The 14,153-nt window shown below is 72.9% G+C and carries 11 protein-coding genes; 8 read left to right on the top strand and 3 right to left on the bottom strand.

The features are described 5' to 3' along the window. Positions 1-6 precede the first annotated feature (6 nt). The 3 genes from ACGFRF_RS13355 to sucD all read left to right on the top strand — a co-directional run bounded on the left by ACGFRF_RS13355 (position 7) and on the right by sucD (position 4,189). Entirely contained in the window at positions 7-1,662 is a 1,656-nt protein-coding gene (locus ACGFRF_RS13355; protein WP_393739227.1) for a hypothetical protein, read from the top strand. 436 nt (positions 1,663-2,098) lie between these two features. Then, on the top strand, positions 2,099-3,277 hold the full coding sequence (gene sucC / locus ACGFRF_RS13360; RefSeq protein WP_393739229.1) for an ADP-forming succinate--CoA ligase subunit beta: 1,179 nt from the start codon (positions 2,099-2,101) through the stop codon (positions 3,275-3,277). Positions 3,278-3,304: 27 nt separating this feature from the next. Then, complete coding sequence (gene sucD / locus ACGFRF_RS13365) at positions 3,305-4,189, top strand: succinate--CoA ligase subunit alpha (protein WP_393739231.1); 885 nt, start codon at positions 3,305-3,307, stop codon at positions 4,187-4,189. Positions 4,190-4,439: 250 nt separating this feature from the next. Here sucD and ACGFRF_RS13370 read toward each other — a convergent pair whose 3' ends face one another. Continuing rightward, entirely contained in the window at positions 4,440-5,510 is a 1,071-nt protein-coding gene (locus ACGFRF_RS13370) for a sigma factor-like helix-turn-helix DNA-binding protein (RefSeq protein WP_393739233.1), read from the bottom strand. A 117-nt stretch (positions 5,511-5,627) separates the two neighbouring features. On the opposite strand from ACGFRF_RS13370, the gene ACGFRF_RS13375 reads away from it, so the two are divergent. Next, positions 5,628-7,682, top strand: a complete 2,055-nt coding sequence (locus ACGFRF_RS13375) for a DUF6350 family protein (RefSeq protein ID WP_393739375.1) — start codon at positions 5,628-5,630, stop codon at positions 7,680-7,682. Positions 7,683-7,712: 30 nt separating this feature from the next. Here ACGFRF_RS13375 and ACGFRF_RS13380 read toward each other — a convergent pair whose 3' ends face one another. After that, entirely contained in the window at positions 7,713-8,573 is an 861-nt protein-coding gene (locus tag ACGFRF_RS13380; RefSeq protein ID WP_393739235.1) for a hypothetical protein, read from the bottom strand. Between the two features lie 283 nt (positions 8,574-8,856). Here ACGFRF_RS13380 and purN point away from each other — a divergent pair, with 283 nt between their 5' ends. Beyond that, complete coding sequence (gene purN, locus ACGFRF_RS13385; protein WP_393739377.1) at positions 8,857-9,495, top strand: phosphoribosylglycinamide formyltransferase; 639 nt, start codon at positions 8,857-8,859, stop codon at positions 9,493-9,495. Then, a complete protein-coding gene (gene purH, locus ACGFRF_RS13390; RefSeq protein WP_393739237.1) occupies positions 9,492-11,054 on the top strand; it encodes a bifunctional phosphoribosylaminoimidazolecarboxamide formyltransferase/IMP cyclohydrolase in 1,563 nt (520 codons plus the stop codon). The genes purN and purH overlap by 4 nt, the downstream gene beginning before the upstream one ends. Positions 11,055-11,348: 294 nt before the next feature. Here purH and ACGFRF_RS13395 read toward each other — a convergent pair whose 3' ends face one another. Next, on the bottom strand, positions 11,349-11,963 hold the full coding sequence (locus ACGFRF_RS13395) for a hypothetical protein (RefSeq protein WP_393739239.1): 615 nt from the start codon (positions 11,961-11,963) through the stop codon (positions 11,349-11,351). 281 nt (positions 11,964-12,244) lie between these two features. On the opposite strand from ACGFRF_RS13395, the gene ACGFRF_RS13400 reads away from it, so the two are divergent. Further along, positions 12,245-13,099, top strand: coding sequence for a bifunctional methylenetetrahydrofolate dehydrogenase/methenyltetrahydrofolate cyclohydrolase (locus ACGFRF_RS13400; protein WP_393739241.1), 855 nt, complete (start codon positions 12,245-12,247; stop codon positions 13,097-13,099). Next, positions 13,089-13,562, top strand: coding sequence for a DUF3017 domain-containing protein (locus ACGFRF_RS13405; protein ID WP_393739243.1), 474 nt, complete (start codon positions 13,089-13,091; stop codon positions 13,560-13,562). Before ACGFRF_RS13400 ends, ACGFRF_RS13405 begins: the two co-directional genes overlap by 11 nt. Positions 13,563-14,153 lie beyond the last annotated feature (591 nt).

Genomic DNA, 14,153 nt, shown 5'->3' on the forward strand with positions numbered 1-14,153 from the left:
GCACGCATGAACAAGAACATCCGCCGCTCGATCGTGATAGCCGCCGGTGTCACCGGCGCCTGGGCGCTCGGCTCGGCCGCGGCCGGCGCCGAAGAGCTGTCCACCCCGGCGCTCTCCGTACCGGACGCCGACAGTGGCGCCGGCCTCGGCATCCTCACCGACACCGTCTCCGGCCTGACCGACACCGTGGACGGCACCCTCACCGACGTCCACGACACCGTCTCCGGCCTGACCGGCACGGCCGCGTCGGCCCCCTCGAACGTCACCTCCACCGTCGCGGACCCGGCGGCCGAGGCACAGCAGCAGGGCAGGACCGTCACCGGCACGGCCGACCAGGTCAGCCGCCACGCCGGTGCGAAGACCCCGGCCGCCGCGAAGATGCGGGGTGGCCAGGCCATCCAGGGTGCCCGCGCCGCCCGTGCCGCCCAGCCCGGGACCGAGGTGCCCACGCGGCACGCGCGGGCAGCGGGCGACGGCCTCCCCGGCGGGACCACGGCCAGGGCCGGCCGGGCCGTCGGGGCGACCCACACGGCAGCTCACCTTTCCGCTTCCGCCGCCCAGGACCAGATCGACTACCTCTTCGGCCCCCTCTCCTCCTTCGCCCCCGAGGTGGAGGAGGCCCTGGCCGCAGCCCAGAGCAAGCTGCAGGCCACCCAGTCGGCCACGCGCCGGCGGGCCGCGGGCGTCCAGGGCGCCGCGCGCACGACGGCACAGCAGACCGTGGCCGGGGTGCAGGACCGGACCGCCGGTGCGGCCGCCCTCGCCCACGGTGCGGCGGCCCAGGCGACCGGCGCCGCCGAGGCCACCGTCGCCGATGTGCCCGCGCACGTCACCGGCACGGCCGCCGGTGTCGAGCAGCGGCTCGTCGGTACGGTGCGCACCGTGCCGGGCACGGTCACGCCGGTCGTCGGCGAGACGGCCGAAGCGGTCGCCCCGCCGGTGGTGTCCGCCGCCGTGGACGGTGCCCTGCCGGTGGCCGGGCATGCGGTGGCGGGCGTGCAGGGGGTCGCCACCGGTGCCCTCGCCGATGTGCAGGCCTACGCCACCGGCCTGGCCGGGCAGGTGGCCCCCGACGCCGTGCACGCCGTGCTGCCGCCCGTCGCCGGTACGGCCGTGCACGGGGTGGTGCCGGTCGCCGGGCAGGCCGTGGCGGACGCGGGGACGCTCGCGTACGGCGTCGTCGGCGACGTGCGGCCCTTCGCGGGCGGTGCCGTGGGCGCCGTACCGCCGCTCGCCCACGGGGTGACCGGGCAGACCGACGCCTTCGCGGAAGGGGTGACCGGGCAGGTGCCGCCGTTCGCGGCCGGAGTCACCGGTACGGTGCCGCCGGTCGTGGACGCGGTCACCGGCACCGTGCGGCCGGTCGTGGACGCGGTCACCGGGGCCGTGCGGCCGGTCGTGGACGGTGTCGGCGCCAGCGCGAGCGGGCTGGCCTACGGCGTGGCCGGCGATGCGCAGCACTACGCGGGCGGGGCCGTCGGCGAGACCGGGCCCCTCACACGGCAGACCGGGACGTTCGCGCAGGACCTCGGCGGGACCGCGCGGGCCACCGGCGGCCCGCTGGCCGGGCACGCGGTCGCCGGAGCGCAGGGAGCCGCCCGGTCCCTCGTCCCGGGCCACGTCCAGGACCTGGCGTACACCCACGGCGTGCGGCAGGTCTGAGGGCCCGCGACCGGCTCCGCGGGGGAGACCGGATCCGGACGGCCGAATACCGTCGGCGCGTCCGGCCGGACCCCCGCGGGAAGGGGCGGGTGGTCCCCATTGGGGTGGGGATCAACCGCCTCGGGTCCTTCGGGGCCCCGTTCAGAGGCCTCACCGGGTCGACCCCAGCCCGGTGAGGCCTCGCACTTCGCCCCTACGCCACCCATATGTCGGCACTCCGTGCCAGAGAACCCGGCATCATGTGACAGGTATCACCGCTCAGGTGTGACCCTCGATTTAGGGCGCTCCGGGAAGCGGCGATAACCTGCGAGACGGACATGCCGCGCGCTCGGACACCGTGTGCGCTTCCCTTGTGACACAGCGGACGTCACGTTGCCCTTCGCGGCACGCCCACGCATCCAACGAACCGCGAGATCACTGATAGGGACGGAAGCGCGTGGACCTGTTCGAGTACCAGGCGAGGGACCTCTTCGCCAAGCACGATGTACCGGTGCTGGCCGGTGAAGTCATCGACACGCCTGAGGCGGCGCGCGAGATCACCGAGCGGCTGGGCGGCAAGTCCGTCGTCAAGGCGCAGGTGAAGGTCGGTGGTCGCGGCAAGGCCGGTGGCGTCAAGCTGGCCGCCTCCGCGGACGAGGCCGTCGCCCGCGCGACGGACATCCTCGGCATGGACATCAAGGGCCACACGGTCCACAAGGTCATGATCGCCGAGACCGCTCCGGAGATCCTCGAGGAGTACTACGTCTCCTTCCTCCTCGACCGTGCGAACCGCACCTTCCTGTCCATCGCCTCCGTCGAGGGCGGCATGGAGATCGAGGAGGTGGCGGCCACCCGTCCGGAGGCCGTCGCCAAGACGCCGATCGACCCGATCGACGGTGTGGACGAGGCCAAGGCCCGCGAGATCGTCGCCGCCGCCAAGTTCCCGGCGGAGGTCGCGGACAAGGTCGCGAACGTCCTCGTCAAGCTGTGGGACACCTTCATCAAGTCGGACGCCCTCCTCGTCGAGGTCAATCCGCTCGCGAAGGTCGCCTCCGGCGAGGTCATCGCCCTCGACGGCAAGGTGTCGCTCGACGACAACGCCGAGTTCCGCCACCCCGAGTACGAGGAGCTCCACGACAAGGCCGCGGCCAACCCGCTCGAGGCCGCCGCCAAGGAGAAGAACCTCAACTACGTCAAGCTCGAGGGCGAGGTCGGCATCATCGGCAACGGCGCGGGTCTCGTCATGAGCACCCTGGACGTCGTCGCGTACGCCGGTGAGAAGCACGGTGGCGTCAAGCCCGCCAACTTCCTGGACATCGGCGGTGGCGCCTCCGCCCAGGTGATGGCGAACGGCCTGGAGATCATCCTGGGCGACCCGGACGTCAAGTCCGTCTTCGTGAACGTCTTCGGTGGCATCACCGCCTGCGACGAGGTCGCCAACGGCATCGTGCAGGCCCTGAAGCTCCTTGAGGACCGCGGCGAGAAGGTCGAGAAGCCGCTCGTCGTCCGTCTCGACGGCAACAACGCCGAGCTGGGCCGGAAGATCCTCACCGACGCCAACCACCCGCTGGTGCAGCGCGTCGACACCATGGACGGCGCGGCCGACAAGGCCGCCGAGCTGGCCGCCGCCAAGTAAGCACGAGGACGAGGACACCAAGACACCATGGCTATCTGGCTCAACAAGGACAGCAAGGTCATCGTCCAGGGCATGACCGGCGCCACCGGCATGAAGCACACCAAGCTGATGCTCGGTGACGGCACCAACGTCGTGGGCGGCGTGAACCCGCGCAAGGCGGGTCAGACCGTGGACTTCGACGGCACCGAGGTACCCGTCTTCGGCACCGTCAAGGAGGCCATCGAGAAGACCGGCGCCAACGTCTCCGTCATCTTCGTGCCGGAGAAGTTCACCAAGGACGCGGTCGTCGAGGCCATCGACGCCGAGATCCCGCTGGCCGTCGTGATCACCGAGGGCATCGCCGTGCACGACACGGCCGCCTTCTGGGCGTACGCCGGCAAGAAGGGCAACAAGACCCGGATCATCGGCCCGAACTGCCCCGGCATCATCACCCCGGGTCAGTCGAACGTCGGCATCATCCCGGGCGACATCACCAAGCCGGGCCGCATCGGCCTGGTGTCGAAGTCCGGCACGCTGACGTACCAGATGATGTACGAGCTGCGTGACATCGGCTTCTCCACCGCCGTCGGCATCGGTGGTGACCCGATCATCGGCACCACGCACATCGACGCCCTGGCCGCCTTCCAGGCCGACCCCGACACCGACCTGATCGTGATGATCGGTGAGATCGGCGGCGACGCCGAGGAGCGGGCCGCGGCGTTCATCAAGGAGAACGTGACCAAGCCGGTCGTCGGCTACGTCGCGGGCTTCACCGCGCCCGAGGGCAAGACGATGGGCCACGCGGGTGCCATCGTCTCCGGCTCCTCCGGCACCGCCCAGGCCAAGAAGGAGGCCCTCGAGGCCGCGGGCGTCAAGGTCGGCAAGACCCCGACCGAGACCGCCAAGCTGGCCCGGGAGATCCTGAGCGCCTGAGCCTCTCGGCTGGTCGGTGGGCCCGTTCCCTGCGCAGGGGCCGGGCCCACCGGCGTTTGCGACCACCCGCGCCGACGAGGTGCCGCTCTCCTCGGGACGGGCGCGCGCCCGCGGCACGACTGCCTTGGGCCGGGTAGCCGTACGACTGCCCGCGGCCGAGCGCTCAGAGGGTTGCGCGGGGAACGGCGCGACCAGCCCGAGCGGACCGGCAGTCGGGGAACGGCCGTTGCCCGACGGCGTGCCCTGGGCGTCACCGCGGTTCCGGCACCACCCGTTCGGGACCGTTCGACGCCTCTTTGTGCAGCTTCGCCCGCAGCGACAGTTCCTCCTTCGACAGCGGTCCCATGGCTGCCGGCGGTGGAACCCCCTGTACCGCCTGTGCCGGAGCGATCGGCGGCTCGTAGTGCGTGGGCGCCGTCTGCAGCGTCAGTGCCGTCGAGCCGATGATCGCGACGGTGAAGGCGATGGCCGCGCGGGTCCAGAACACGTTCCGGCGTTCGCCACAGGTACGCACCGCTGTCGGCTTGGCGGCGAGCAGCCGTTCGGAGGAGGCCAGTTCCGTCAGCCGCCGGTGCAGTACGGCGGGGTCGGCCAGCGCCGGGATCTGCGCGGCCACGGCCTGACGGGCGTGGGTCAGCCGATTGGCGGCCGCCGGAGTGCTGGCCTCCGTCTCCGCCGCCGTCTCCGGCAGGTCGAGGCCCACACCGTCGTAGAGGACGAGCGTGCGCCGGTATGTCGGCGGCAGCTCGAGCAGGGCATGCAACAGGGCACGGTCGGCCGGGTCGGCCGGCGGGGGCTCCGGGTGCCGGTACCGGGGGCGGAAGCGGTGCCAGGGGGAGAGCGCGCAGTCGTACGCCACCGCACGCACCCATCCGGCCGGGTCCCGGTCGCGGGCCACCTCGGGCCAGCGTTGCCAGGCCAGTTGGAAAGCCTGCTCCACGACCTCGCGGGCCAGCTCACGGCGCCCGGTGAGCAGATAGGTCTGCCGCACGAGGGCCGGGGCGCAGAAGGCGTACAGCGCGTCGAAGGCCTGATCCGGTGTCAGTGGATCGGGCGGGACCGGAGCGGGCCCGGGTCCGGGGCCCTGCGCCTTCCCCGCCGGTTGCTGACCGGCCGTCGGCTGGGCGAGCGTGGTCAGCAGCCGGGCGTACGCCTCGCCACCGCTTCCGTCGGGGACGCGGCGGCCGGACTCCCATGCGCGCACCGTGGCCCGGCTGACGCCGAGCCGTGCGGCGAGCTGAGCCTGCGTCAGCGAGCGGGACACGCGCAGGCGTCGGCGTTCCTTCGGCGGTGGCAGCGGGGTGGCAGGACTCTGCGTCATCACCATGCACCCTTTCGTACGAAAAAGAACATAAACGTATATTGGGCGACACTTCGGAGGTTCGCCTGTTACGACGGGAAAGCGCGTGTCGTTGGGAGCATGGCGTCCGTGACCCAGATGACCGCTCATCGACCGCCGTCGCCGCCCCTGCTGGCCCGGATGCGCGACCGATCGCCCGGACTGGCCGCAAGCCTCCTCGGTGGTGCGGTCGCGGCCGGGCTCGGTCTCGGTTCGCTCGCCGTGCTCGTCCTGGCGATGTGGGTCAGCTCGCCGTACCCCGACAGCGGGCCCGGCGGTGCGCTGCACGTCGCCGCCGCGTTGTGGCTGCTGGGGCACGGGGTGCAGCTGGTCCGCACCGAGACCCTCTCCGGTGCGCCCCTGCCGGTCGGCGTGACCCCGCTGCTGCTGCTCGCACTGCCGATGTGGCTGCTCTACCGGGCGGCGCGGGACGCGTCGGACGTCTCCGCCGACCCCGAAGGACCGCCACCGGTGCCGGCGCTCACGGTGTGGACGGGCGTCGTCCTCGGCTACCTCGGCGTCGGCGGCGCGGCCGCGCTGTACTGCTCCAGTGGTGAACTGCGCCCTGTCTGGGCCTGGGTGACGGTGTGTGTGCCGCTCGTCGCGGCGTTCGCGGCGGGCGTCGGGACGTGGTCGGCGCACCGACGCCCGGAAGAGGGACAGCCACCCGCTCCGACGGAGCCGAGCGCCCCGGGAACGGCGCCGAGCGCGCTGGGGGTGCTGCCGGGGCCGGTGCGCCGGCTGGTGGCGTCGGCGGGGGCGCGTGCGCTGCTGGGTGCGGCCGTACGGGCCGCCGGTGCCGCGACGGTGGTGTTCTTCGGTGGCGGGGCGCTGCTGCTCGGGGTGTCACTGGTGTGGCACGGCGACGCGGCACGGGCGTCCTTCCTCCAGTTGACGGAGGGCTGGACGGGACGGTTCGCCGTGCTGCTGCTCGGCATCGCGCTCATCCCCAACGGGGCGGTGTGGGCCGCGTCCTACGCCCTCGGCCCCGGGTTCGTCCTCGGCGCCGGGCACCTGGTGCACCCGCTCGCCGCCGATCCGGCCCCGCTGCTGCCGCCGTTCCCGCTGCTGGCGGCGGTGCCGGACGCGGGCGCCGGGACGCCGCCGAACTGGGCGGCGGGGCTGGTGCCGGTGGCGGCCGGGGTGACAGCGGGGTGGTTCGTGGCACGGGCGGCGGTGCGGCGCAAACCCGGGGAAGCGGCGCGGGCCCGCTGGTCGGCCGGCCGTACCGCTGGGCTGGTGCTGCTGACTGCGGTGGTCGGCGCGGCGATCCTCGGCCTGCTCGCCGGACTGGCGGGCGGCCCGCTGGGCGTGGCCGCACTGGCTCGCTTCGGCCCGGTGTGGTGGCAGACCGGGGGTGCGGCCGGGGCCTGGACGGCGGTGTTCGGAATGCCGGTGGCGCTGGGCGCACGGGCCTGGCGGCTGCGGAGCCGGCGGACCCGGCCCGACACGATCGCGGCGCAGGGCACGGGGCCGGGGAACCGGCCGGCGGCGGGGGCGGGCACGGCCCGGACGAAGGAAGCGCCGCAGGAACCGGCCCAGGCGCCCGGACAAGGCAAGGCATCGGCCCAGGCACCCGGGCAGGCGAAGACACCGGCCCAGGCACCCGGGCGGGAGGCGGGAGCCGGGACGGACTCCGGGGACGGGGAGGTGCGGGAGACGGGTCCCGGTGGGCCGAAGAAGCTTGGGGTGGCGTCCGGGAAGGCGAAGGTCGAGGAGACGGACCCCGGGAAGGCCGAGGAGCCGGCGGCGAAGCCCAAGGACACGTCAAAGCCCAAGGACGGCGCCAAGGACACCGAGGGAAACAAGTCCGAGGACGGCGGCAAGGACGCCAAGTCGGACAAGGGAAACAAGTCCAAGGACGGCGCCAAGGGAAAGGCGTCAGCCCGACCCCACGTCGTACCCTGCACGGCCGGCTCTGCCGGGGAGGAGCTGTACCACATCCTCCCCGCCGACGACCCGTTCAGCCCCGACTGGCACGACGAGCTCGCGCGCGCCTCCCGCTGGGCGGCCCTGAGGGAGGCCGCCGCTTCCCGTGACGTCTCGGAGGGGCCTGGCCTCCAGCCGCCGGACCAGGACGGCCCGCCTCACGCCCCCGGCACACCATCGCCCGCACCCGGCACCGGCCCCGCGGACCCGGAGCCGAGCCCCTGACCCGTCCCGGCCGGCCGGGACGGCGCGAGGTCAGCCGTTCCCCGCGCCCAGCACCCCCCGCAGCTCCTTCGGCAGGAGGGTCTCGCAGGACTGCTTGGCCTCGTGGGTGAGGGCGTCGCCGACACAGGTGTAGTAGTCGCGGTAGACCAGTTGGACGGTGAAGGTGGAGGCGACCAGGACCAGGGCCAGGGACGCCGTGACCAGGCCGCCTATGGCCGCCGTCGTCCGGGGCCGGCCGCCGGGGGGCACCGGGGCGGCCGGGGTGGTCGGGTCCGGGGTGCGCGGCTTGGCGCGCAGCGCGCTGATGCCCCAGTACAGGGCCAGCGCGCCCAGCAGCAGGGCCACGTACGGCCAGCTGAACAGCGCGAAGAAGACCGCCCACATGCCCGACAGCAAGGCGTACCGTGCGCGCCGCTGGGCGGGGTCGGTCGGGTCCCAGCGCATGTCGGGGCCGGCCGGTCCGCCCGGTTGCTGGGGGCCGCCGCCGGGCCGCTCGCCGAAGCCGCCGGGGGAGCGGCCGGGCTGGCGGTCGCTCCACTGGCTGCCCCAGGGGGAGTCGCCCCCGGAGCCGGAGCCGTTGCCGTGGCCGGATCCGTTGCCGTGGCCGGATCCGTGGCCGTTGCCGGATCCGTGGCCGTTGCCGGATCCGTGTCCGTGTCCGGAGGAGTCTCCGGGGCGGCGGGGCTGCCAGGGGCGGTCAGGGGCGCCTTCCGGCGGCGGCGCGAACGGATTGTCGTCCTGCTGCTCGCCGCCCCGCCCGTCGCCGTCCCGTCCGCCCTGGGGTGCCTCGGGCGACGAGGCCGGCCGCTCCCGCAGCAGCACGGCGCCACGCTCGCCCCCCTGCTCCGGGCGCGGCGGGAACGTGAGGAGTCGCAGGCTGCGATCGGGCATCAAAAGAGCGTCTTCCCCTAGGTGACTACGGCTGTCCGGCGTGAGCTTCCACCCCGTGAACGCACCGCACGACGACCGCGTTCCCGAGGCTGCCCCTTCTCGATTCCCTGCGAACGCTACCTTCCGGCCACGCACCCGTCCCGTGGGGGCTGTCCGCAGTGCCGGTATCGTTGCTGACGGTCGGCCGCTTCGTAGACTTCCCCGTATCGGGGGAGACGAAGCATTCGTGCGAAGGTACAAGACGTCGGCCGGACACATCGCCACCCCGAGAAAGGGCCCCATCGTGGCCGCCACCCCCGCCGGCCCAGCGGTCAAGCGCCTCGTCGTGCTGGTCTCCGGATCCGGCACGAACCTGCAGGCGCTCCTGGACGAGATCGAGCGCACCGGAGCCGAGTCGTACGGTGCCCGGATCGTCGCCGTCGGGGCCGACCGCGACGGCATCGAGGGGCTCGCCCGCGCCGAGCGGGCCGGGCTGCCGGTCTTCGTGCGGAAGGTCAAGGACTACGGCACCCGCGAGGAGTGGGACGCCGCCCTCGCCGAGGCCGTGGCCGCGTACGAGCCGGACCTCGTGGTCTCCGCCGGGTTCATGAAGATCGTCGGCAAGGAGTTCCTCGCCCGCTTCGGCGGACGGTTCGTGAACACCCACCCGGCGCTGCTGCCCAGTTTTCCGGGGGCCCACGGCGTGCGTGACGCGCTCGCGTACGGCGCCAGGGTCACCGGCTGCACCGTCCACTTCGTCGACGACGGCGTCGACACCGGGCCGATCATCGCCCAGGGCGTGGTCGAGATCCGGGACGAGGACGACGAGAGCGCGCTGCACGAGCGCATCAAGGAAGTCGAGCGAAGGCTGCTCGTCGAGGTCGTGGGGCGGCTCGCCCGCAACGGCTATCGCATCGAGGGACGAAAGGTAGTTATCCAGTGACCGCCGAGAGCAACAAGCGGGCCATCCGTCGCGCGCTCGTCAGCGTCTACGACAAGACCGGTCTCGAGGACCTCGCGCGCGGGCTGCACGAGGCCGGTGTGGAGCTGGTCTCCACCGGGTCCACGGCCGGCCGGATCGCCGCCGCCGGCGTCCCCGTCACCAAGGTCGAGGAGCTGACCGGCTTCCCCGAGTGCCTGGACGGCCGGGTGAAGACCCTGCACCCGAAGGTGCACGCGGGCATCCTCGCCGACCTGCGTCTCGACAGCCACCGCGAGCAGCTCGCCGAGCTGGGCGTGGAGCCGTTCGACCTGGTCGTCGTCAACCTCTACCCGTTCCGGGAGACCGTCGCCTCCGGCGCCTCGCCCGACGAGTGCGTGGAGCAGATCGACATCGGCGGCCCGTCGATGGTCCGCGCGGCCGCCAAGAACCACCCGTCGGTGGCCGTGGTGACCAGCCCGCGGCGGTACGCCGACGTCCTCGCCGCGGTGAAGGACGGCGGGTTCGACCTCGCCGCCCGCAAGCGCCTGGCCGCCGAGGCCTTCCGGCACACCGCCGAGTACGACATCGCCGTCGCGTCCTGGTTCGCCTCCGCCTACGCGCCGGCCGACGAGTCGGCGTTCCCCGACTTCCTCGGCGCCACCCTGGAGCGCGTCCACACCCTGCGCTACGGCGAGAACCCGCACCAGCCCGCCGCCCTCTACACCTCCGGCGAGGGCGGTCTGGCGGCGGCTGAGCAGCTGCACGGCAAGGAGATGTCGTACAACAACTACACGGACACGGACGCCGCCCGCCGTGCCGCGTACGACCACGACGAGCCCTGCGTCGCGATCATCAAGCACGCCAACCCCTGCGGCATCGCGATCGGCGCGGACGTCGCCGAGGCGCACCGCAAGGCGCACGCCTGCGACCCGGTGTCCGCGTACGGCGGTGTGATCGCCGTGAACCGGCCGGTCAGCAAGGAGATGGCGGAGCAGGTCGCCGAGATCTTCACCGAGGTCATCGTGGCGCCCGGCTACGAGGAGGGCGCGCTGGAGGCCCTCACCAAGAAGAAGAACATCCGCGTGCTGCGCTGCGCCGACGCCCCGGCCCACCCGGTCGAGGTCAAGCCGATCGACGGCGGTGCGCTGCTCCAGGTCGCCGACCGGCTCCAGGCCGAGGGCGACGACCCCGCCAACTGGACGCTGGCCAGCGGCGAGGCGCTCTCCCCCGAGGAGCTGCGGGAACTCGCCTTCGCCTGGAAGGCGTGCCGTGCGGTGAAGTCCAACGCGATCCTGCTCGCGAAGGACGGCGCCTCGGTCGGTGTCGGCATGGGCCAGGTCAACCGCGTCGACTCCTGCAAGCTGGCCGTCGAGCGGGCCGGTGAGGAGCGCGCCCGGGGCTCCTACGCGGCCTCCGACGCCTTCTTCCCCTTCCCCGACGGCCCGGAGATCCTCATCGGCGCCGGTGTGCGGGCGATCGTCCAGCCGGGCGGTTCGATCCGTGACGAGCAGGTCGTCGAGGCCGCGAAGAAGGCGGGCGTGACCATGTACTTCACGGGTACGCGCCACTTCTTCCACTGAGCCGGGGTGCTGTCGGTCCGGTCGCTGCTCGCAGGCGGCCGGACCGTCGGCGTTCGGGCCTGGGAACGGGCAGTACCGGGGCACCGTACGCACACGGGCCGCGACGGGGGACCGGCCGGCCGCGCGTCCTTCCGCCGGGGCTCCGACCCGGACGGGCCACGTGCGTCGACCCGCCTTCGACAGCTGCCGCGTGACACCGACGACCCGTGCCGGCGCCCGCAAGAAGGCGACTGGGCTGTGCCTCCTGCCGAAAGGGGGAACAGCCCGGTCGGATGCGTCGCCTGCCGTCGGCGCTCAGTAGCGCGGGCGGTTGAACCAGGCCGCGCCGGACGGGACGATCATCGCCGCCGCCATGATGCCGCCGAAGCCGATCCACAGCAGGGCCCACACCAGCGCGGCGCTGGAGCCCGCGTCGGCCGCGCCGATCAGGATCAGGAAGCCGAAGATGGCGCCCAGGATGCCGTAGACCATCGTGGTGATGCGGATGCCCTGACCGCCGCGGGAGAACTTCACGCCGAGCGTGATCGAGAGCCCGGCGAGCGCGAGGAAGAGCAGTGCCACGACGAGGACGACGCCGGCCCCGGCGTGCCCTATGTCGGAGAAGTCGTTGTCGCCGAAGGCGTCCTCGCCCGCGTTGGACGCGTCGTTGAGCGTCGCGGCGCCGAAGATGGCGAAGATGCCGATGAGGATCTGCACGGCCGCCACGATGTAGAGCAGGACCCGCGCGGTGGTCATCAGACCGGGCATGGTCTGCGGCATCATGTTCGCGACCGGGTACCCCGGGTACGCCGGCTGCTGGGGGTAGCCCTGCGGCGGAATACCGGGCTGCTGCGGGTAGCCGTAGCCGGGAGCGGTCGGCGGCTGGGGCGGCGGCGGGCCGTACGGGTTGTTCGGGTCGCCAAAGCTCATGGCGGTCTTCCTCCGTTGTTCAAGTGCGGGGACGACGCGCGGCACGGTGCGGAGGAGAGTTCTACAGATGCGGTCCGTCCCCCCGGTACTGCCCGCGGCACTGTGTGCTCATCGTTCTTTAGGGGGCTCTTACTTGTCCAGCCGGAAGCACGAGGTGTTGTGCAAGTGCAACATCGCTGATCATGATGTGGCACATCCGCGATCACCCGGTGACACAGGCGCGTGAGGCTTCCGGCCACCCGGATTGGAACCGGGGGCGGGTCATCCGCGAGGATGGGGGCATGACCGCCCAGATTCTCGATGGCAAGGCCACCGCAGCCGCGATCAAGTCCGATCTGACCGCCCGCGTGGCGGCGCTGAAGGAGAAGGGCGTCACGCCCGGCCTCGGCACGATCCTGGTCGGGGACGACCCCGGCAGCCAGAAGTACGTCGCAGGCAAGCACCGCGACTGCGCGCAGGTCGGCATCGCCTCCATCCAGCGTGAGTTGCCCGCCACGGCCACGCAGGAGGAGATCGAGGCGGTCGTCCGCGAGCTGAACGAGGACCCGGCCTGCACCGGCTACATCGTCCAGCTGCCGCTGCCCAAGGGCATCGACGAGAACCGCATCCTGGAACTGATGGACCCGGCCAAGGACGCGGACGGCCTGCACCCGATGAACCTCGGCCGTCTCGTCCTGAACGAGCCCGCCCCGCTGCCCTGCACACCCAACGGCATCCTCTCCCTGCTGCGGGCCCACGGCGTGGAGATCAAGGGCGCCGAGGTCGTGGTCGTGGGCCGGGGCGTGACCATCGGCCGCCCGATGCCGCTGCTGCTCACCCGGCGCAGCGAGAACGCCACCGTCACCCAGTGCCACACCGGCACCCGCGATCTGTCCGCGCATCTGAAGCGGGCCGACATCATCATCGCGGCGGCCGGTTTCCCGCACCTGATCCGCGCCGAGGACGTCAAGCCGGGCGCGGCCGTCCTGGACGTCGGCGTCTCCCGCAACGCCGAGGGTAAGATCGTCGGCGACGTCCACCCGGACGTGCGCGAGGTGGCCGGCTGGATCTCCCCGAACCCCGGCGGTGTCGGCCCGATGACCCGGGCGCAGCTGCTGGTCAACGTGGTCGAGGCGGCGGAGCGCAGTGCCGGCTGAGGACACCCGCGGGCAGGCGGAACCGACGGTCCGCGACGCGATCAGCGCCCCTGACGCCGAGGGGCGCCCGCGGCGGGTCACACGTCGTTTCCCGCTGTTCACCAGGGACACCGCGCGCCCCGAGGGCGGCGGCCGGGCCGCGCCCGGCGACGCCCCGGCGCCCGCCCGGCAGTGGCCCATGCTGCTCGTGCTGTCGGCGGTGGCGCTCGGCCTGCTGCTGACCGCGCTCGACGTGTTCCGCTACGGCACCCTGCTGATCGGGGCCGGCCTGCTGGCCGGCGCGGTGCTGCGCTGGACGCTGCCCCGCGTCGGCATGCTCGCCGTCCGCTCCCGCTTCACGGACATCGTCACCTACGGCATCCTCGGCCTGGCGATCGTGCTGCTGTCACTGATGGCCCAGCCCCACCCGCTGCTGGAGATACCGTTCCTGAAGGACACCCTGCACTTCACGATCGACCAGTAGCGCTGTCCGCGGCGTCGTGGCCCGCGCCTCCCCCCGGGGACGCGGGCCACCGGCACCTCCCCGTCACCGACGCTACGGCCGCCGGCCCGCGCCCCGCCTCCGGGTCGAACTGCCGTACCACCGGGGGAGGCAGGCGCCCGACTCCCGCAACTTCCGTGGTACCGCGTCCGGTTGACTCCCGAGTCCGGGCCCAGGCGGTGGTGCCGGCGTACGCGACGGGACGGGTGACCCGGGCGGCTGAGGCCCCCGGTGCGGGCGGGAGCGGCGTGCGGGCCGAACGGCGGTGTGCGGCCGGCACGGTGGCCCGTCCCCTCCCCCGAGCAAGGACGGGCCACCGCCCGGACTCAGCCTTCCGTCCGTGAACCCCCCGTTCAACGCCTGTCCCTGCGCTGTGGCACGGAAGTGACCGTTCCGCTACGGTGTCCGCGCGCACCGCCACATGTGTCGTTCCGGTGTCGATGTATTGACAGTTCGGGATACGTTACGAAGACCCCGTAGCACCTGGTGCATCGCCCCCGCGACCCATGCTCCCGTGCGCCCCCGTTCCGGGAACTGGGATCCTTGAGCAGCGCATCCCTGTGGGTAGGCCGG

This window comes from Streptomyces sp. NPDC048521, from assembly GCF_043199855.1.
GTDB lineage: Bacteria > Actinomycetota > Actinomycetes > Streptomycetales > Streptomycetaceae > Streptomyces.